At 61.7% G+C, this 20,233-nt stretch carries 16 protein-coding genes; 11 read left to right on the top strand and 5 right to left on the bottom strand.

All coding sequences use genetic code 11. The features are described 5' to 3' along the window. The first annotated feature begins 238 nt into the window (after positions 1-238). The 3 genes from OSC30_RS06695 to OSC30_RS06685 are packed head-to-tail and all read left to right on the top strand — an operon-like array spanning position 239 to position 5,699. The gene (locus OSC30_RS06695; RefSeq protein WP_267171077.1) at positions 239-3,961 is read left to right on the top strand and encodes a methylmalonyl-CoA mutase family protein; all 3,723 of its coding nucleotides are present in this window, start codon (positions 239-241) and stop codon (positions 3,959-3,961) included. 47 nt (positions 3,962-4,008) lie between these two features. Then, complete coding sequence (locus OSC30_RS06690; RefSeq protein WP_267171076.1) at positions 4,009-4,833, top strand: dCTP deaminase domain-containing protein; 825 nt, start codon at positions 4,009-4,011, stop codon at positions 4,831-4,833. An 8-nt stretch (positions 4,834-4,841) separates the two neighbouring features. Then, the gene (locus OSC30_RS06685; protein WP_267171075.1) at positions 4,842-5,699 is read left to right on the top strand and encodes a thymidylate synthase; all 858 of its coding nucleotides are present in this window, start codon (positions 4,842-4,844) and stop codon (positions 5,697-5,699) included. 847 nt (positions 5,700-6,546) lie between these two features. Here OSC30_RS06685 and OSC30_RS06680 read toward each other — a convergent pair. Next, complete coding sequence (locus OSC30_RS06680; RefSeq protein WP_267171074.1) at positions 6,547-7,860, bottom strand: MvaI/BcnI family restriction endonuclease; 1,314 nt, start codon at positions 7,858-7,860, stop codon at positions 6,547-6,549. A 422-nt stretch (positions 7,861-8,282) separates the two neighbouring features. Between OSC30_RS06680 and OSC30_RS06675 the strand changes: the two genes are divergently transcribed. Continuing rightward, a complete protein-coding gene (locus OSC30_RS06675) occupies positions 8,283-9,035 on the top strand; it encodes an HNH endonuclease (protein WP_267171073.1) in 753 nt (250 codons plus the stop codon). Between the two features lie 40 nt (positions 9,036-9,075). Here OSC30_RS06675 and OSC30_RS06670 read toward each other — a convergent pair whose 3' ends face one another. Next, complete coding sequence (locus OSC30_RS06670; RefSeq protein WP_267171072.1) at positions 9,076-9,480, bottom strand: very short patch repair endonuclease; 405 nt, start codon at positions 9,478-9,480, stop codon at positions 9,076-9,078. Positions 9,481-9,486: 6 nt separating this feature from the next. Continuing rightward, on the bottom strand, positions 9,487-10,764 hold the full coding sequence (dcm, locus tag OSC30_RS06665) for a DNA (cytosine-5-)-methyltransferase (protein ID WP_323374199.1): 1,278 nt from the start codon (positions 10,762-10,764) through the stop codon (positions 9,487-9,489). A 250-nt stretch (positions 10,765-11,014) separates the two neighbouring features. On the opposite strand from dcm, the gene OSC30_RS06660 reads away from it, so the two are divergent. The 4 genes from OSC30_RS06660 (at position 11,015) to OSC30_RS06645 (ending at position 15,344) form a co-directional block, all read left to right on the top strand. Then, positions 11,015-11,716: a transposase gene (locus OSC30_RS06660; protein ID WP_267171071.1), complete on the top strand. Its 702-nt coding sequence runs from the start codon at positions 11,015-11,017 to the stop codon at positions 11,714-11,716. A 741-nt stretch (positions 11,717-12,457) separates the two neighbouring features. Further along, positions 12,458-13,360 (top strand): hypothetical protein, encoded by a 903-nt coding sequence (locus tag OSC30_RS06655; RefSeq protein ID WP_267171070.1) that lies wholly within the window; start codon positions 12,458-12,460, stop codon positions 13,358-13,360. 208 nt (positions 13,361-13,568) lie between these two features. After that, complete coding sequence (locus OSC30_RS06650; RefSeq protein WP_267171069.1) at positions 13,569-14,270, top strand: transposase; 702 nt, start codon at positions 13,569-13,571, stop codon at positions 14,268-14,270. An 84-nt stretch (positions 14,271-14,354) separates the two neighbouring features. Beyond that, a complete protein-coding gene (locus OSC30_RS06645) occupies positions 14,355-15,344 on the top strand; it encodes an IS110 family transposase (protein ID WP_267171068.1) in 990 nt (329 codons plus the stop codon). Here the strand turns inward: OSC30_RS06645 and OSC30_RS06640 are convergent. After that, positions 15,277-15,759, bottom strand: a complete 483-nt coding sequence (locus tag OSC30_RS06640; RefSeq protein ID WP_267171067.1) for a pyridoxamine 5'-phosphate oxidase family protein — start codon at positions 15,757-15,759, stop codon at positions 15,277-15,279. The genes OSC30_RS06645 and OSC30_RS06640 overlap by 68 nt on opposite strands. A gap of 141 nt (positions 15,760-15,900) precedes the next feature. On the opposite strand from OSC30_RS06640, the gene OSC30_RS06635 reads away from it, so the two are divergent. Beyond that, positions 15,901-17,223 (top strand): glycosyltransferase, encoded by a 1,323-nt coding sequence (locus OSC30_RS06635; protein ID WP_267171066.1) that lies wholly within the window; start codon positions 15,901-15,903, stop codon positions 17,221-17,223. 166 nt (positions 17,224-17,389) lie between these two features. Further along, positions 17,390-17,860 carry a YehS family protein gene (locus OSC30_RS06630; RefSeq protein ID WP_267171065.1) on the top strand — a complete coding sequence of 157 codons (471 nt, stop codon included), beginning with the start codon at positions 17,390-17,392 and terminating at the stop codon, positions 17,858-17,860. 12 nt (positions 17,861-17,872) lie between these two features. On the opposite strand, the gene OSC30_RS06625 is transcribed toward OSC30_RS06630, so the two are convergent. Further along, the gene (locus tag OSC30_RS06625; protein WP_267171064.1) at positions 17,873-18,595 is read right to left on the bottom strand and encodes an rRNA pseudouridine synthase; all 723 of its coding nucleotides are present in this window, start codon (positions 18,593-18,595) and stop codon (positions 17,873-17,875) included. A gap of 694 nt (positions 18,596-19,289) precedes the next feature. On the opposite strand from OSC30_RS06625, the gene OSC30_RS06620 reads away from it, so the two are divergent. Then, a complete protein-coding gene (locus OSC30_RS06620; protein WP_267171063.1) occupies positions 19,290-19,880 on the top strand; it encodes a hypothetical protein in 591 nt (196 codons plus the stop codon). Positions 19,881-20,233 lie beyond the last annotated feature (353 nt).

Raw genomic sequence — 20,233 nt, 5'->3', positions numbered from 1 at the left:
CCGCACCCTTGTAGGAGCCCACTTGTGGGCGATGCTCTGGGTCGTCCGATCGCCCACAACTGGGCTCCTACAGGTTCTCCGCACAGTGGCCTGTCGGGTGATGCGGCGTCTCCAGGAAACTTTCGAGGCTCCCTGTAGGTACGCACTGCCGTCGAACCCCCGCCACCCGCGCTCCGCACGCTTAACCCTGAACCCACTAGAATCGAAGGGTTCAGAGCAAAGAGATGTCGGAGTCGCCATGAGTTCCCCCGCCAGCCACGTCCCCGCCACCGCCGCGCAGGCCGAAACCGCCCCGCTGCGTTTCGTCACTGCCGCCAGCCTCTTCGATGGCCACGACGCGGCGATCAACATCATGCGCCGCATCATCCAGAGCCAGGGCGCCGAGGTGGTCCACCTGGGTCACAACCGCTCCGTGGAAGACGTCGTGCGCGCCGCGCTGCAGGAAGACGCCGACGCCATCGCGCTGTCCTCCTACCAGGGTGGCCACGTCGAGTACTTCAAGTACATGGTCGACATGCTGCGCGAGCGCGGCGCCGGCCACATCCGCGTGTTCGGCGGTGGCGGCGGCACCATCACCCCGGAAGAAATCAAGGAACTGCAGGCCTACGGCGTCGAGCGCATCTATCACCCCAACGACGGGATGAAGATGGGCCTGACCGAGATGATCGAGGACGTCATCACCCGCACCCGCGCCGCCCAGGCCGCGCGCCTGAAGGCCGAGCCCGCCGGCGTGCCGACCGTCGACATCGACGACGAAATCTCCGTCGGCCACATGCTCACCGACATCGAGGAAACCCGTCTCGGCGAGACCGACCTGGCCCACCTGCGCAAGGAATGGGACCTGGCCGGCCGCAAGACCCCGGTGCTGGGCCTCACCGGCACCGGCGGCGCCGGCAAGTCGTCCGTGGTGGACGAACTGCTGCTGCGCTTCCTGCACGCCTTCCCCGAGATGCGCATCGCCGTGCTCGCCGTCGACCCGACCCGCCGCCGCTCCGGCGGCGCGCTGCTGGGCGACCGCATCCGCATGAACTCGTTGCGCTCCCACCGCGTGTACATGCGCTCCATGGCCACCCGTCGCCAGCACATGGCCACCAACGAGGTGCTCAAGGACTGCATCGCGTTCCTGAAGAGCCAGCCCTACGACCTGGTCATCGTGGAAACCGCCGGCATCGGCCAGAGCGACTCGGAGATCGTCGACCTGGTCGACTTCCCGCTCTACGTGATGACCAGCGACTACGGCGCGGCCAGCCAGCTCGAGAAGATCGACATGATCGACTTCGCCGAGTTGATCGTGCTCAACAAGTTCGACAAGCGCGGCGCCGAAGACGCCCTGCGCGACGTGCGCAAGCAGTGGAAGCGCAACCGCACCGCCTTCGCCCTGAAGGACGAGGACGTGCCGGTCTACCCGACCATCGCCAGCCAGTTCAACGACCCGGGCGTGACCTGGATGTTCGTGAACCTCTGCCGCCTGCTGCGAGAGAAGAAATGGGGTCAGAGTCATTTTTCGAACGAAGGCGGTGGCACAGGCGAGGGGCGTGGGTCGAAAAATGACTCTGACCCCATTTCTTCCCCCCACGCCATCGGCAGCCCGAACTGCAATTTCCAGCCCGACCTCGACACCAGCCTCAAGGAACCGCGCGCCACCGTCCTCATCCCCGGCAGCCGCGTGCGCTACCTCGCCGAAATCGCCGAGCAGGGCCGGGGCATCAACAGCTCCATCGCCCGCCAGGCCGAAGCCGCCAGCAAAGCCCAGCACTACTACGAATCGCTCAAGGAACTGGGCGACCAGGCGCTCCCGCGCCCGCTCGACCTCTACCCCCGCGACGCCCTGCACCCCTCAACCCCCAAGGCCGAGGCTCTGCCTCCCTCAACCTCCAAGGCCGAGGCTGTGCATCCCTCTCCCTCCGGGAGAGGGACCGAGGGTGAGGGTACGGGTCTTGCGCAAACCTCCAATGGAACCGTTCGCGCTGAGCGTAGCCCGCAGGGCGAAGTCGAAGCGCCTGCCGTAGACCGCACACTGCTGCTCTTACGCCAGCGCTACAACGAAGCCGTCAAGGAACTCTCCGCCGAGTCGACCCATCTCCTGCGCGACTGGCCGAAGCTCCGCGAATCCGTCACCACCGACGTCAACGAATACCAAGTCCGCGGCAAGACCATCCGCGTCGACAACTACCGCGAATCCCTCAGCCACCAGAAGATCCCCAAAGTCGCCCCACCCAAAACCACCAACTGGGGCGACCAACTCCTCTTCCTCGGCAAGGAAAACCTCCCCGGTCACTACCCCTACACCGGCGGCGTCTACCCGTACCGCCGCACCGGCGAGGACCCCACCCGCATGTTCGCCGGCGAGGGCACCCCGGAGCGCACCAACCGCCGCTTCCACTACCTGAGCCAGGGCGGCGCCGCCACGCGCCTGTCCACCGCGTTCGACTCAGTCACCCTGTACGGCGAAGACCCGGCCCCGCGCCCGGACATCTACGGCAAGATCGGCAACTCCGGCGTCAACATCGCCACCCTGGACGACATGAAGAAGCTCTACTCCGGCTTCGACCTGTCCGCGCCGAGCACCTCGGTCTCCATGACCATCAACGGCCCGGCGCCGATGATCCTCGCAATGTTCATGAACACCGCGATCGACCAGAACGTGGAGAAGTATCTCAAGGCCGATGCCGCCCGCTGGGCCGAGGCCGAGAAGACCATCGCCAAGCTCTACGAAGGCCGCGAGCGCCCGCGCTACTCCGGCGAGCTGCCCAAGGGCAATGATGGCTTAGGGCTAGGCCTGCTGGGCGTCACCGGCGACCAGCTCGTCGACGCCGAGACCTACGCCCGCATCAAGCAGGAGACCCTGCAGGCCGTGCGCGGCACCGTGCAGGCCGACATCCTCAAGGAAGACCAGGCGCAGAACACCTGCATCTTTTCCACCGAATTCGCCCTGCGCATGATGGGCGACATCCAGCAGTACTTCGTCGAGCACAAGGTCCGCAACTTCTACTCGGTGTCCATCTCCGGCTACCACATCGCCGAGGCCGGCGCGAACCCGATCAGCCAGCTCGCCTTCACCCTGTCCAACGGCTTCACCATCGTCGAGTACTACCTCGCCCGGGGCATGCACATCGACGACTTCGCGCCGAACCTGAGCTTCTTCTTCAGCAACGGCATGGACCCGGAGTACACCGTCATCGGCCGCGTCGCCCGCCGCATCTGGGCCCGCGCCATGCGTGAGCGCTACGGCGCCAGCCCCCGCTCCCAGATGATGAAGTACCACATCCAGACGTCCGGCCGCTCACTGCACGCGCAGGAGATCCAGTTCAACGACATCCGCACCACGCTGCAGGCGCTCTACGCGCTGTTCGACAACTGCAACAGCCTGCACACCAACGCCTACGACGAGGCCATCACCACGCCGACCGAAGAAAGCGTGCGCCGCGCCGTGGCGATCCAGATGATCATCAACAAGGAACTGGGCCTCAACTTCAACGAGAACCCCTGGCAGGGCAGCTACGTGGTCGAGGAGCTGACCGACCTGGTGGAAGAGGCGGTGTACAAGGAGTTCGAGGCGATCAGCGAGCGTGGTGGCGTGCTTGGGGCGATGGACACCATGTACCAGCGCGGCAAGATCCAGGAAGAGTCGCTGTACTACGAGCACAAGAAGCACGATGGGTCGCTGCCGTTGATTGGCGTGAACACCTTCCTGCCGAAGGAGCATGGTGGAGAAGTGGCCACCGAGATCGAGCTCATTCGCTCCACGGAGGAGGAGAAGGGGCAGCAGATTGCCAACGTGCGGGCGTTCGGAGAGGCGCGGAATGGGTTGGCGCCGGAGAGCTTGAAGCGGTTGCAGCAGACGGCTCGGGAGCGGCGGAATGTGTTCGAGCAGTTGGTCGAGGCGGTGAAGTACAACTCGCTGGGGCAGATCAGTCACGCGTTGTACGACGTGGGTGGGGAGTATCGGAGGAATATGTAGCCGGACGGCTTTTGTTACCGAACTAATTTCTCAGGGAAGGTAAGGCTATGATTCAGCCAAGCTTCGATGGGTCCAAAATCGCCTGCTTTGGAGGACATCCGGCAACTCCTGTTAAAGAGTTCTGGAAAGTCGGCCAAGTTATGACAGTTGGCGAGATAGTGGACCATAAAGGGAGGAAGGTTGACTCTCTTGTGCTGGAGCCGCAGGGTATTGCTCACTTGGTCTCAGAAGAAGAAGTTCGACTTCCTTTGGATGTGTGCGCCTTGGCGCATGTGCTTACTCGCAAATGCAATCAAGGCTTGTTGACGCTGAATATAGGCGTGGTTGATCCGGGGTGGTCAGGCAAGATTTCCACCTCAATTTTGAATTTTAGTGCCGAACGAAGACTCCTCTCCAAGGGAGACAAATTTATCAGGTTGACGTTCCACCGAGTCTCAATGGAGGAGCGAAGCGAGTATGTCCGAGACAATCGTTCGCTCAACTTTGAAGATAGCTCGTATCAGCGTGAAGTTTGTTCGCGAGCGGTGGATAATTTTGGGAAATACTTCCTTAACATCGACCAGCTGGTGGGAAGAGCATCGGAGAAGGAAAATGCAAGGCTCCGTGATGCTTTCCTCAAGTATTTACCGATTGCCGCTTTTTCGCTGGCGTTTTTCGCGCTCTTGGTTACGGTTGGTGGTGCTGTGGTCACTCGAGTATTGTCAGCGGCGGATCACAGCAGCCAAGGACAACCACCAGTGGACATGGCTGAGATGCGACGCCTGGAAGCCAAGGTGTCCGCACTCGAGGGTCTGCTGAAATCTCAATCCGCGAGATCTACCCCCGCAACAATAGGATCGAGCCCGAAAGCCGATCCCCGCTCACGGGAATAGGAGAGCCTATGAACATCAGCTGCTGTTCCTCCAGCCGTGTCCAAATTGAGCTTTGCCGCGCGGTGATGACTCAAGGCGTTGAGGTGGATCCTCGCGGTCTTCTAACACGCGAGTTATTGGGTGTCTCATTTGTCGTCACAGACCCCCGCCAAAGGCTAACTATCATCCCAGGACGTCGATGGAGTGCCTCCTTGGCCATCGCAGAGCTTGCTTGGAACTTGCGGGGTGAGCGTTCCGTTGAACCTTTGGCGTTTTATGCGCCTAAGTGGAGAGACTTCGCCGATGAAGGGCAAATAAGGGGAAGTTGCTACGGTGCTACGATCTTTGGTCAGGATGTGGAATCCTCTCAATGGGAGAACGTGAAGGCTCTCCTTCGGCGTGAGCCGACAACGCGTCGAGCGGTTCTTTCGTTGAGGCGGGAGAAAGACGTATCTGCACCCACAAGCGACTTGTCATGCACGAATACGATTCAATTCATTGCTAGAGAGGGGGCGCTGCATGCATTCGTGAACATGAGGAGTAACGACGTTATTTGGGGTGTCCCCTACGACGTATTCTTGTTTACGACTTTGCAAGAGTTAATGGCGGTCGAGCTTGGTTTGCGGCTCGGTAATTACTACCATTATGCGGCATCCATGCATATTTACGAGCGCCACTTCGAAATGGCCCGAAAGATCTCTCGGCTGGACCCGTTGGCATTGGTTGAAGAAAAGATGCCGCCGATCCAAGACGCAAAAAGCTTGTTGCGGCTCGCTGAGGCTGAGCGCGTATGGAGACGCGGTGGCTCGTGGTCAGAAGGAGAGATCACGGACTTCGAGGCTTATTCGTTGCGCCTTTTGGCGCGTAATCCTAGGTTGGCGGCGTAAAGAGAGGCTATGGACGCAGCTCTTGTACTTAAGGTTGCATATCTATCTGCAGTCGTGATCGTTGTTTGGCTTGGCGCTTTTATGATTAAGCGTGGTTTAGCTTTCTCCGTGAAGGTTGCTTGCCATAAGCCGGATTCGCGACTTGTTGTTTTGGCACCTTTGCTTGCTGGTTTTTTGTGTGTGGCCGGTGGCTTTTTCCTGCTTTGGTCGTTAAAGCCGTAGCCTTTGAATTACCCAGAGAGCCACCTGTGTTGGCTTCAGCTGCGTAGGCCGGAGTGTGGCTTAAGAAGGCTCCGTACGTTGGCTGCAGTGAGCGGAAACGCTTGGCTGGGCGACGGAGGAAAAAAGGCGTAGTTGCCCAATAGGACACGAGACGTGCAGGTGCGCAGCCAGTAGCGAGAAACGCCCGGCCGAACGAACGGGGTCACCATTTCGCCGCTGGGGTCAATAGACACAGAGTTCTCCCGCCCGCGTGCGCGGGGTAGGGGTATCCCGGTTGCTTGAGGCTCCGCTGTCCGTTGCGTTCGATCCGGCGCCAGGAGCGCGCCAGTCACCGTTCTGGTTAGGGCCGCGGTAGCGGCCCTTTTGCTGCCCAAACACTCGTCGGTTTTCACGGTGGCCGTCCAGGTGCGAGCGAGGCGCTGCACAGAGTCGCGGGCTCGAAGGCCCACTCGTTCGTGGCTCGGTGCGCGCGCGGTCCTGCCTTGCAACGCGGGTGCCGGCGGAACGCGACCATTCAGAGCGGGGGTTCGGAGCCATACCCCGGAGTTCCTAACGCCCGGGTCAGAGCACTTTTCTGGCGCGTTACCCGCAAGAGCTCTCAGCATTTAGTTCACTCGCGATATCGTTAGGTCCCTTGGGTCAGGTCGAGCTCTTCGAAGCTCTCGTATAGAACCGGCAGACGCTCCCGGGGAATCCTGAACTGGCTCCGTGCCTTCACTTTCGGGCGTGCGGTTGTGAGGCCATCGACCTTCGAGCCAGGATCGAAGGCCACGAACCCTTTGGCTATGGCGCTGAGATACTTGGCGAAGTCGGTCCTTTCGCCAAGCAGCACCGGGTTCTGGTAGCGATAGGTTGGTTCGCTGCTGCGCTGGCTTGTATAAGGCACGTACGCAGCAGACGCATGCTTGCGATTCCAGTGGGTAAGTAACTGGCTGTAGCTCCATGTTGCAGCCTCGCTGCCGTTTCTATCAGTGAGTACTATGCGGCCGCCCGCATCGGTGATGACGCCCTTGGCGGCGTCAAACCCTATGAGACCTAGAGTCATGGACGTCGTCGTATCGGGCCGGTCGTAATAGTGACGCCCCGTGAAGTACATCTGGTCCTTTTCAGCTACGTGGCGCCCATACCGGCGCACGAACGCGCCGACACCTTCCGAACCGTAGTAGCCCCCGTCGGGTTCCGGTGTGATGAGCGTAAGGTAACTGCCGCCGAACGCCTTTACTTCCCATCCCAGATAGTCAGGAGAGGCGTCTCCGTTGGGCTTGATGCCCAACAGGGCTTCCAGCGTGTAGCCACCACCATTGCGCGCCTTGTACGGGATACGCTCGCCTGCATTGTTCAATCTCATAGATGGAACCGCCCCGAGCTGCTGGATCTCGCGAAGTCTCGCTAGCAGGAGTGACTTGGAGTCCCCGGCTGTTGGACCGGCAATCGCGAGTTCCTGGAACAACCCCGTCTCGGAATGCGAAGCCAGAATGGCTTCGGCTGCGAGCGCCGATCCTGTCGGTGCCAAGTACGCAAGGGTCTGATTGCTTGTGGTTATGCCGAAGAAGAGAACGCGGCCATCGACACCGCGTCGGTGTTCTTTCGGGATGGGGCGCAGGTGCTCATTCGGGCCAGTTCGACAGCCACGCAGGAACCCGGAAAGCCTCACTTCTGGATAGCCTGAGTAGAGGATCAGCTGTGCATTGGGAGCCCTTTCCGAGGTCGTTGGGCCAACCCAGAAAAATTCGAGCGGCGCCTTGAAGGTCGGGTCCTTCGCCCCCGCCTCCGGTCGAACGGGTCCGTACGGGAAATACGTCAGGACGCCAAAGCTGCTGCCGAGGTAAATCTGTTGCTTGCTGTTGTCGTTTTCGCTCAGCAATTTGTAGAAGACCCGGGTCGCGCCGAGGTGCCGGAAGCGGGAAACAAGTGTGGAGAGGTCGGGGAAAGATTCCACAGGGAGGCTCGCGTGCTCACTTGGCACGAGGTTACCTGCGGCAAGAATCACTGCAAAGCCGTCAGCGCGTAGCGTGTGGGTCGCTATCGTGGTAGCAAGGTCGCTGATGGCTGCGTCCGTCCCATTGCGCAGCCATCGACACGGCGCTGGGTGACGTGGGGGGGGCACCTGCAAGCTGGAGGCGTGGGCGACGTGGCATGCATGCGAGCGTGTTGCCAGGCGATCGCCCGCGTAGCCGGTGGAGCGAGACGACTGCGGCAGGGGCCGTCTGGAGGGCGAGTCTGTAATTCCCTCCGTACCCATTAAAGCTCCCCATTGCTCCGTCCATTGTTCGCATCCCCGTTCTCCATCTTGAGTTCGTGGCGCAGCCATGGGAGGCTCGCGCCTACGCCGCGTACCTCGCGGACGACCAAGGGGTAAGTATGGCGATCAGTTTCGATAACTACGGTGTAAAGAAGGTTTCAAAGACCGACGTCGCTAAGAAGGCCTACGTGCCGAACAAGCAACAGGTGGCAGCGATCGAGGATTCGGGTATTTCAGGGTCGGAAAGTCGGCCAGCCGAAGAATTCAAGATCACGGTGCTCGGGGACCCGGTCAAAAAATCAGTCGGCGCCTCCTACTATCATGCTCTCAGAAAGGGGGCGACTCGAACGCCGGAGCCAAGGATGGGCCATGAAATCGCGTCGTGGCTAAGGAAGGGCGATTACGTTTTGATTGGCAACGTTGGGGCTTGTCTATTCATCGAGAAAGTCGTTTCCACCATAGCCCCCGGCAGAAAGCAGCCGTCAGCCCCCACCGCAGCCGACATAGCCAAAGCTGCGCAGGAGGCCGCCAAGAAGATTATGGCTCTGGCAAAAAAGGCGAAAGGGAAGCCGAAGACCCGCAAGGTTGATCGGACCGAATTCATCCGAAGCCCAATTGTGGCTGCGGGTGCCTTGATCAGGGCAAGCGGAAAATGCGAGATGCCTGGCTGCACCTGCGTGCTCTTTCTTAAGGACAACGGAGCCTCGTACCTTGAAGTGCACCACATAACCCCGCTGTCAGAGAAGGGAGACGACAGTTTGGTGAATGCTGCGGCACTGTGTCCGCATCATCACCGCGAACTTCACTTCGCTAAGAACAGGTTGGAACTCCGTCAAGTGCTCAGAAAGCACGTTGCAAAGATTCCGGTTTAAGTGTCAAAACGGGGTAGCCACATTCGGAGGAATCGGGTCGCTACTTTCCCTGCCGGATTTCCATGGCGAGCGCTCGGAGGCGGGGCTCATTTAACTGGCAAGCCCAGATTACCAATGCGCGCCAGCCTAGCTCTGCCAGTTGCTCCCTGACCTTTGCGTCGCGACGGACATTGGCCGCAAATTTGTGCTGCCAAAATTCCGGATTGCTGGCTGGTGTCGTGGCATATCGGCAATCCTCGTGCCGGTGCCAGAAGCAGCCGTGCACGAAGACCACCGTGCGGTACTTGGGAAACACTAGGTCGGGTTTGCCGGGCAGTTTGGCGTGAAGGCGGAAGCGCAGTCCTGCACGGTGCAGAAAGCTGCGCACGGTCAGTTCCGGCATGGTGTTCTTGCCGCGGATGCCGGACATCATCCGGCTGCGAGTGGGCCGATCCACGATGTCCATGCGTACTCAGGCAACCAGCAGGGATCTCTGCTTGGCCAGCTCCGGGTCGATGAGCTCCATGATCCGCGGCTTCATGGCGCGGGCGACTTCCCGCATCACCGGCATGACCACACTGTTCCCGAACTGCTTGTAGGCCTGCGTGTCGCTGACCGGAATAATGAAGTCATCCGGGAAGCCCATCAGGCGGGCGCACTCCCGCGGCGTGAGCCGGCGCGGGCGTTTACGCGGCCCCTGTGACACGAGGATCTCCGAGCCGTCCTTGTAGTAGCGGGCCGACAGCGTGCGGGACACGCTGTCCGGGCCGACTAGGCCAAAGCCGAAGCCATTGCCTGCAGCGCGGTGCTTTGCCGCATAGGCCTGCAGGTAGGCCCAAAGTTTGGGTGTGAGCGTGTAGCGCTCGTCCACCTTGGCCTTCGGGCCTGTGGTGTAGTGTCCCTCTGGTTTCTCGCTGCCGTCCTGCGGATGCAGAATTTCCTTCATGGTCGGCTTATGTTCCGGCAGAACAAGGTCAGAAAAGCCGAAATCGGTCTTCTCGCGGAAGCCCACGATCAGAATGCGCTCGCGGTGCTGGGGCACGAAGTGCGCGCCGTCCACCACTTTACAGGCAATGTGGTAGCCCAGCTCTTCCTCCAGCACCTTCCTGATGACCCGGAAAGTGTTGCCCTTGTCGTGGCTGACGAGGTTCTTGACGTTCTCGAGCAGGAAGGCCGCGGGCCGCTTGGCCGCAATAATGCGGGCCACATCGAAGAACAGGGTGCCTTGGGTTTCGTCGGCAAAGCCGTGGGCGCGACCCAGGGCGTTCTTCTTCGATACCCCGGCAATACTGAAGGGCTGGCAGGGGAAGCCCGCCAGCAGCACGTCATGGTCGGGGATGTCGCGCTCGTCCACCTTGGTAATGTCACCTTCCAGGGTGTGGGCCGACTCCGGGAAGTTGGCCAGGTAGGTCTTCTGGGCGTAAGTGTTCCATTCGCTGGTGAACACGCAGCGGCCACCGTGGGCCTCGAAGGCCATGCGGATGCCGCCGATGCCGGCGAACAGGTCGATGAACCGGAAGTCATGCTCCTCCTGCTCATGGGGATCGGCTAGCGGCAGCAGTCGCTGGCGGATGGCATCGGCCAGATAGGGCGGAGGGTCGGTTTCCCCTACCTCCCAGCGTCGGATGTTTCGGGCCGTGGTGTTCAGCAACTGGGCGAGTTGCTCCTGTGTGTAGCGCCTGCGGACTTCGGAAAGGAGCTTGCGGTCTTCGGACATGGCAAGGCGCTCGGCGGGACGGAATGCGGACATTGTGTCCTATTCCGTTCTCAAAGTGTGCGACGGAGTCGAGCATGCCGCGCCACATGACCCGCCCGGGGGGGGGGGCGCCTCAAAGGAAACCCGGGTCACCATTTCGCCGCCGGGGTCAATAGGCGCATAGCTCTTCGACAAAACCCGAGCCAGAGTGCACTTTTCTGACAATGAGCGGCTGTCCGCGCCGACAGCGAATCGCAAAGGGTTGCCGCAGCCTTTTGGGCTCTCTCGCCTAGCGAACTACCCCATGCCACGCCAGCCAAGGCTCGATCTGCCAGGTATCCCTCAGCACGTCGTGCAGCGAGGCAACGATCGGCAACCCTGTTTCTTCGAGGAGGCCGACTACCTGCGTTACCTGCAGGAGTTTAAGGAACTCGCCTTGCGCAAGCATTGCGCCGTGCATGCCTACGTGCTGATGACCAACCACGTGCATCTGCTGCTTACGCCTACCTGTTCCGGCCAGGTAGCGACGCTGATGCAGGCGCTCGGGCGCAGGTACGTGCGCTATATCAACGATCGCCACCATCGCACCGGAACGCTGTGGGAGGGACGCTACAAGGCGTGTCCCGTGGACCGCGAGAGCTATCTGTTGCATTGCTACCGGTACATCGAGCTCAACCCGGTGCGTGCCCGCATGGTGGAGGACCCCGATGGCTATCGCTGGTCGAGCTACGGCGCCAATGCGCATGGAAGGCACGACGCGCTGGTCACGCCGCACCCGAACTTTCTGTCCCTGGGCCGTGATGCGGAGTCCCGGCAGTACGCCTATCGCGAACTGGTCAGGCAAGCCATTTCGGATGACGATCTCACGGCCATACGTCTGCACCTGCAACGTCGGCACGCGTTGGGTACGGACCGCTTCCGTGCAGCCATCGAGGCGCAACTGGGGCGCCGTGCGGGTCCGGCCAGGATCGGCCGCCCCAAGAAGAATGCGGAAAGTGCACTCTGATCCGGCTTTGGGACAATCCTGTCCGGCTAGGCCACCTCGGCAGCTTCATAGACGTATAGTTCACGCACGAACACTTCTGTCGATACCTGCGCGGATTTGCTCTGCGCTACCGACTACTTTCTTTGAAAGGAGAAGATTATGAATAGGCTTTTGCTTGCCGTGGCCATGGCCATCACCGCTGCCACCTCCAACCCAGGCTGCTCAGCAAGCCCATCAGTTAGATGCCAATCATCTCAAAGACCAAGCTCGCGTCCGCAGCGAGATCGCATTGCAAATGGCTCGAGTCCGCTTTCTAGCGGAACTGCATAACTTTGTGGCGTCAAATCAGGGCAAATCTACTGCACTAGATGCTCTTTCACCAGTAAATCGGCGTACATTTATTGACATCCTTACCTTCAACGAAAAAGGGCATTACTGGCTTCAGTTACGCGCCTCTTGAGGGGCTGTCCGCGTCGCAAGCGTATGCAATTCTTAGCTTGTTTGGGGTGGAGCGTCTCACTCCGAGGCTAAAGGGTATACGCGCGTACAATCAAGCTGACAAGCTAATTCTGTCGCCCTCAAATGCTGCATACCCATCATTAATCAAAGACTATGACGGATTTTACTGCGCGGACAGAGCATCTTGCGCCCCACGATTTAGCTGGATTTGTACCGGTAATTGCTGATCAGTTAACGACCAAGAGGCGAGCGGTACATCCGCTCGCCCCTGAGACATTGCTGGCACACCTTTGGAGCATAGTCATGCTGCTAGCCGTTTTTATTTTTTTTGCTCACTTGGACACTACTAAAGATGCGACGCTCGATAATTCATATCATCAAATAGAATCGATCAGCCTGAAAGACTACCCGACAACCATGGAAAGAGTGCAGTTACTTTCAGATAAATATTCTGAGCTCATCAAACCTTGGCAATCTAAATTGTCCCAGTTGAGCCCTGAGCAAGTAGCCACCCTATTTCAAGCAGCTGACCTCGTTGGCTACTACTCTGGCGAACCAAAGTTTGTTGATGATATGGAAGCCGATGTTTCTGCGTTGGAACGAGAAGGAAAGGCTACTGCGCACGATCGTAGAGACCTGTATGAGGCTTTTTTGCAAACTCGCCAATTTAACAAGGCAAGAATATTTAGCGCCGCCCACCCAGACCTTTCTTTAGAGGAGATTCCGAAAATTGACGGCGCCAAGCTTGAAGATCGTCCTTCGAGTTTGCTAGTCAGTGAGAATGGTAAATCACTAGCTTGGCACAATGTAAAAATCGGCTCCAGCCAAATTGTGGTTGTCTCACACCCGGAATGCCACTTCACCCAGAATGCCGTGCGCTATATCGAAGATCATCCGGCTCTAGCGCGGGTTCTGGCCGAACACTCTACTTGGATAGCACCACCAGGCCGCAGCCTGGACGTCGACGCCATTTCCTCGTGGAATAGAGATCATCCCTCTGAATCTATCGCACTTGCATCTGCGCAATCAGATTGGCCTATGATCTCCAGCTGGGAGACTCCTGCTTTTTATTTCCTTAAGGACGGCCAATTGGTTGAAACCGTTATCGGATGGCCAAAAGGCGGGAATACAAAAGCACTTGCGGACGGACTGCGCAAGATCGGGTTACATTACACCGATTCGGAAGCACAACCGTCATCCAACTAAGTGGGTCACCATTTCGCCGCCGGGATCAATAGGCGCCAAGCTTTCCCGCCTGAAAACCCGAAAACCCGGGTCGAAAACCCGGGTCACCATTTCGCCGCCGCAAAACCCGAGCCAGAGTGCACTTTCCCGACACGGTGAGGCTGGCCTGGCTGACAGCCGGGGCATGGAGCGATCAGGCAACCTTGGGTGCTCGCTCAGGGACGCTCCCATGCCACGCCAGCCAAGGCTCGATCTACCAGGTATCCCTCAGCACGTCGTGCAGCGGGGCAACGACAGGCAGCCGTGTTTTTTCGAGGAGGCTGACTTCCTGCGCTATCTGCAGGAGCTGAAGGAGCTTGCCCTGCGCCAGCATTGCGCCGTGCATGCTTATGTGCTGATGACCAACCACGTGCATCTGCTGCTGACGCCTTCGGCGGCGGGGCAGGTGGCAGCCCTCATGCAGGCGCTCGGGCGCCGGTACGTGCGTTACGTCAACGACCGACATCATCGCACCGGGACGCTGTGGGAAGGGAGCTACAAGGCCTGCCTGGTGGATCGCGAAAGCTACCTGTTGCATTGCTACCGGTACATTGAGCTGAACCCGGTACGTGCCCGGATGGTCGACGACCCCGGTGGCTACCGCTGGTCGAGCTACGCTGCCAATGCGCACGGCACGGCGGATCCGGTGGTTATGCCGCACCCGATGTTTCTTGCGCTGGGACGCGACGCAGCTTGCCGCCACATGGCCTACCGTGAGCTGGTCAGGCAGGCGATCGCCGACGATGACCTGGCCGCCATCCGCCTGCACGTGCAGCGGCAGCACGCGTTGGGCACGGACCGTTTCCGTGCAGCCATCGAAGCGCAGCTGGGGCGCCGTGCCGGCCCGGCGAAGATCGGCCGGCCACGTAAGCATCCGGAAAGTGCACTCTGAAAACTCATGTCGCCGCCTCCCGCGTTCGGCGGTACGTTCGGGACCACCACAGTTCTGAGCGTCGCCAAACGGCAGGAGGCAGCGATGTCACTCTACGCAGCTATCGATCTGCATTCCACCAACAGCGTACTTGCTGTTATCGATCAGTCCGGCCGGCATCTGCTTGATCGACGGCGACCCAACGACCTCGCTGCCATCCTGGCCGATCTGGCGCCCTTCAGGGACGAACTCGCGGGCGTGGCAGTGGAGTCAACCTACAACTGGTACTGGCTGGTCGACGGCCTGATGGATCATGGCCACGTCGCTTGCCTGGTAAACACCGCGGCCGTCCCTCAATACGACGGGCTCAAGCACGGCAACGACCAATCCGATGCAAGGCACCTGGCGGAGCTGATGCGCCTGGGCATCCTGCCCACGGGCTACATCTATCCACGCGAGCAACGGGCCGCCCGCGACCTGCTGCGCCGTCGCTTCGCCTTGGTTCGACAGGCGGTGCGATTGATGCTTTCGATCCAATCCAGCGTAAGCCGCGCCACCGGCCGCGTGCTCTCGGGCAACGCCTTGAAGCAGATCACCGGGCCTCAGCTTGAAGCGCTCTTTCCCGACCCGACCACGCGCTATGGCGTGCTGGGGCCAGCCACCCAATGGGCCGATACTGGCGTGGGCCATGTTTGCGGCGGCGGCGCGCGCATCCGCCGGGCCGGCCGAGCCTCTGCTGGGGACGGCCCGGGACGCGGCGCTTGCCTGGTGGGCGAGGCGGGAGCTGCTCGACGGAGACAGCCCCTTCCGGCGCACGCTCGGCGGCGCAACCTTGTTGGCGTTGGCGAACAAGCGGCTGCGCGGAGCGCGACGTCCTGGGGCGCAAGCCGGGGATTGAAGCGGTTGTCTTGCCGCGCTGTCCGGCGGCATGCCTGCGCGCATCGACCGCAACAAGCGTTGCGCTGGGGCAGGGCGGGAGGTCAGGTTCCCGGAGGACCTGATGCCCCCGCCCGCGAGCTTGCTGCTTTTAGAGTCGCACCTGGCCGACGTTGTCCTGGTAGTCCTGCTTCGGGTCGACGCCGAGCACTGCCTTGACGCCGGCGACCAGGCTCGAGCCTTCCAGCCAGATCTCGGCATCGGCCGGGTCGAACCGCAGCAGCACCAGCGTGGGGTCGTCCTTGCCGCCTTCGTACCAAGCCGCGATAAACGGGTTCCACAAGCGATCGATGACGGCACGGTCGTGGGTGCGCGAGAGCTGGCCATGGACCGTCGCGAAGACGTCGTGGCCCTTGGATGAGAGCGTCAGCAGGGCAGGCGCCGGTCCGGAGACGGCTGCGCCCAGCTCGGTCGCGGTGCCGGTGAAGAACCAGATCGGGCCGCCCTCGTCGCCCTCGATCATCGCGGTCATCGGGCGCGGGTGGGTGCTGGCGCCGGCCAGCCCAAGCATCACGGTACGATCGTCCTTGATCGCGTCCCAGAATTTCTGCTTCAGCTCGCCTGCGTCGGCCATGATCGGTGCTCCGTGGGTGGGTACGCCTTTGTAGTCTCCGGGCCATGAGCGCTGCGTAGAGCCTGCCGCGCCTGGCCGATGACGCCGGCGGATTCGCCGCAACCAGTCGCGGACGGCAGACCGATCCAGGAGACTTGACCGATGCATTCGCCCGCTTCGAACACGCCTCGACCACGGATCGTGCTGGCGACATTCGGCACCCACGGTGACCTCCATCCGTTCCTGGCGCTCGCGCTGGCCTTGCGCGAGCGCGGCGCGGATCCCGTGCTGGCTGCCGGCGAGGTGTACCGCGACAAGGTGGAGGCCGAGGGCATTGGCTTTTTCCCGATGCGCCCGGACGTCGAGGCGGTCGCCGACCGGTTGGCGATGGCGCCGCGGGAACTGGCGCGTGCGGTGGCGGCGCGACCGCAGTTCCTGCTCCAGCGCATCATCCTGCCGTCGCTGCGCGAGGCGTATGACGATGCCGTGGTCGCGCTCGCCGGCGCCGACCTGGTAGTCACCCATTCGGTGGCCTACGGCGCTCGGCTGGCCGCGGAAAAGCGCGGCCTGCCGCAGGTCGGCATCGTGCTGCAGCCGATGCTCTTCGCCTCGGTGACCGACCCGCCGGTGGTGGCTGATTGGCCGCGACTGTCGCGCTGGATCTATCGGTTGGGGCCGGCCTGGACGCGTGCATTCGTCGGGCTGGGCCGGCGCGTCTCGCGCGGCTGGGCGCGGCCGATCGACCGCTTCCGTCATCAGGTCGGACTGCCGCCAGCCGCCGCCCATCCGTTGTTCGAGGGCCAGTTCGGCGGCGCCGGCGCGATCGGGCTCTATTCGCCGCTGCTGGGCCCGCCGCAGGCCGACCATCCGCCGCACACGACCATCGCCGGCTTTGCCTTCTACGACAGCGAAAAGGGCGGTCCCGCCAGGCTGTCGCCCGGTTTGCAGGCGTTCCTGGAAGCCGGGCCAGCGCCGGTGGTGTTCACACAGGGCACGTCGGCCATCCACGACGCCGGAGACTTCGTTCGCGAAAGCCTCGCCGCCATCGACCTGCTGGGGATGCGCGCGGTGCTGGTGCTGGACGACGAACAGGCGCGCCGCTGGGCAGCGCACGCCACGGCGACGATCCACGTCACCGGCTACGCGCCGTACTCGGCGTTGTTCCCGCGGGCGGCCGTCAACGTCCACCACGGTGGCATCGGCACCACCGCGCAGGCCTTGCGCGCCGGCCGTCCGCAGCTGATCACGCCTTATCTGGTCGACCAGCCCGACAACGCCGCACGGGTGGTGCGGCTCGGGGTCGGCCGGGAGCTGTCGCGGCAGCGCTGGCGCGGCAAAGAGATCGCCGCCAACCTGCGTGCGCTGCTTGATCAGCCGGACTACGCGCGCGCGGCGGCACAGATCGGCAGCCAGGTAGCGCGCGAGGATGGCGCCACCGTGGCGGCCGCGACCATCCTCTGTGCGCTGGGGCGCAAGCAAGGCTGATTCGTTGAGCGGGCAGGAACGCTCATCGGGTGCCGTGGCGACTCAGCAAGCAGCCCATGTGCATTTGCCCGGCCTGCACGCGCCAGCCGGTGTGCTGCTTGCGTGACCCTGCTTTGCTGTTCGTCACCGGTAAACTTGCGAACTTGCCCCAACCGCCCGGCGATCAATGATCAACAACGACATCCTGCGCAGCGTCCGCTACATGCTCGACCTCAGTGACAACAAGGTGGCCGACATCATCGGCCTGGCCGATTCGTCCTTCGCGGTCGAAAAGGACGACGTACGCGCCTTCCTGCTCAAGGAAGACGAGCCTGGGTACAAGCCCTGCAACGACAAGGTGCTCGCGCATTTCCTCGACGGGTTGATCGTTCATCGACGGGGCAGGGACGAGAGCGTGCCGCCGCGGCCGGTGGAGAAGCGCGTCAGCAACAACGTGGTGCTGAAGAAACTGCGGGTGGCCTTCGAGCTCAAGGACGTGGACATGCACGAGGTGTTCGCCGAGGCCGGCTTGCCGGTGTCCAAGCCGGAACTGTCGGCGTTGTTCCGGCAACCCGGGCACAAGAACTACCGCCCGTGCGGCGATCAGCTGCTGCGCAATTTCCTCAAGGGCCTGACGTTGCGCGTGCGCGGCTCCTGAGCCGCGGGCGACTCAGAAGCGTTCGCCGGCGGGCAGGTAGCGCCACGCGCCGACAGGCATCTTGGCCAGCGGGACCTTGCCGATGCGGATGCGCCGGATCGCCACCACGTCCAGCCCAACCTGCGAGCACATGTCACGCAGTTGCCCTTCCTGCACGCCCTTGAGCGCGAAGCGCAGGCGGATCTCGTTCTGCCAGCTGACCTTGCACGGCCGCAGCGGCCGGCCGCGGAATTGCAGGCCGTGGTTGAGCTTGAACAGGCCGTAGGGCACGATCTGGCCGCTGACCTCGACCACGAACTCCTGTTCGATCTCGTCCCGGTCTTCGGTCAGCTGGCGCCGCACGCGGCCGTCCTGGGTCAGCACCATCAGGCCGCTGGCATCGGTATCCAGTGGCATCAGCGGCACCAGGCGATGGAAGTGGCGCTCGAGCAGGCGCACGCCGGAAGAGTCATCGGGCCATCGTGTTGCCGGCTGCACCAGTCCCGCCGCGGCCTTGCGGCCCTTGATCGCGTCATAGCCGACCGGCTTGTGCAGCAGGATCGTGGCCGGCTCCACGGCTTCCAGGCGCGCCGCGGCATCGAGCGCAACGACTTCGGTCGATACCGGATGCGCCGGATCTTCGATCACGCGCCCGTCGACCGACACATAGCCACCTTTGATGTACTGCTCGGCCTCGATGCGTGAACACCGGGCCAGGTCGGCAACGTATCTCGACAGTCGAACCGGATCGGACATGGATCAGCGCCGGAAAATCAGGGCGTCCAGTCTAGCAATCGCAGGCAAGGGGACGGAGTAGAACCCGAGCCAGGTTGCACCTTCCCGACACCCCATTGGCGCCATCGTCGATCGAGCGTAGAACCTGACGTGCGCCATGTCGTCCACCGTCGTCCGACAGATAGGACGATTTCGACATCATGCAGCACAAGGACCCAGGTTCCAGCGGCGGGACTTCCTTGCTGCACAGTGCGGCCATGAATTACCCGAACTTGTAGGAGCGCCCTTGGGCGCGACCGCCATCCAGGTCGCGCCCGAGGGCGCTTCTACAGCCGTTGGTTTTGAAGTTTTCTGTAGCAGCGCACCCTGTGCGCGACCATTCGCATGGCAGTCGCGCACTGGGTGCGCTCCTACAGGGAGCCTCGAATACCCACACTTGCAGGAGCGCCCTCGGGCGCGCCCGCCATCCAGATCGCGTCCAAGGGCGCTCCTACAGCAAAGCCGTCGGTTCAGGAGCCTCTCATAGGTCGACCCGAAAAAAGCAACGGACATTCTCTGACAGTGGATCGGCTGAAGGGATGACGGCAGGGCGGGATTCGCGCTGATCGTTGCGGGCACGGCAATGGGTGATCCTGCTGTGCACGATCGACTTCTGCGCGAACCGGTCGGCATTGCGCAGGGTCGCCATTGATCATCAAAAAGGGAGATGCAGGGTATGACCAGGAAACCTTTGTTCGCGATGGCCGTTGCGTTGGCGATGTCGGGCTGTAGCACGCTGGATCACCTGACAGGGCATGGCGTCGTCACCGAACGTACGTCCGGCTTCGACAACGCCACTCTCATCGAGGCGTCACCCAACGCCCTTGTCAATGTGGATGGCATGTGGACGGAATCGCTGGAGCTCGGAGCCCGTTGGTCGAGCGCAACGCCGGACAATGTCGCGCTTGTCATGAGCTGGAACGCCGGTGCCGCCGGCAACCTGGTTTTCTTGGACACTCGCGCATTCTTCGTAAACATCGATGGCAACATTTCACAGTACTCGGCCGGTCAGCCGGCGAGCCACGCGGGATCGGTTGCTGGAACTGCAGGCTCCAATCGACTGTATGGCACCAACGAAGTCGTCATCCCGTACTCGGTGCTGGAGCGGATGGTGGCGGCCAGGAGCTGCCGTATTCGTGTGCAAACCAGCAACGGGTACAAGGATTTCGATTTCACCCGGGCCCATGCATTGGGCGGCAAGCCGACGGCGATCGTTGCCATAAGCGAACTCATGGCGAAGGTTGCGGTCTTGCGGAATAAAGCCTGAACAGGTGAGGCGGCTGTTGCCGCCTTCGGAGCCAGATCCCGGATTGCGCGCTGAATGTAGTGGCCGCTTGCAGGTTGACGAAGGGTCCTGGACGCCGTCCCGTCCCAGGCCTTCTCCGGTTGACCACCGTAGCGCGCCGGGGCTGTGATCTGGACGTCGATGCGGAACCTCGCGGGGTTCCGCTTGTGCGTTATCGGTGCGCGACCTGGTGATTGCGATGGGTGCTCTAGGGATGGTCTGATTAACCGCCGCCCACGGCAGTCAAGCGGTCCAGCATGCAATTCACGGTTTGCTGGGCGCTATGGGTCGGATCTTCTGCTCCACGTCGCCGCGTTTGATCGCGGCGATGCGCC

It is taken from the genome of Frateuria hangzhouensis (genome assembly GCF_026410505.1).
Lineage (GTDB): Bacteria > Pseudomonadota > Gammaproteobacteria > Xanthomonadales > Rhodanobacteraceae > Frateuria_A > Frateuria_A hangzhouensis.
Note: the sequence above shows the minus strand (reverse complement) of the source record. Positions and strands in the feature narration are given on the sequence as shown.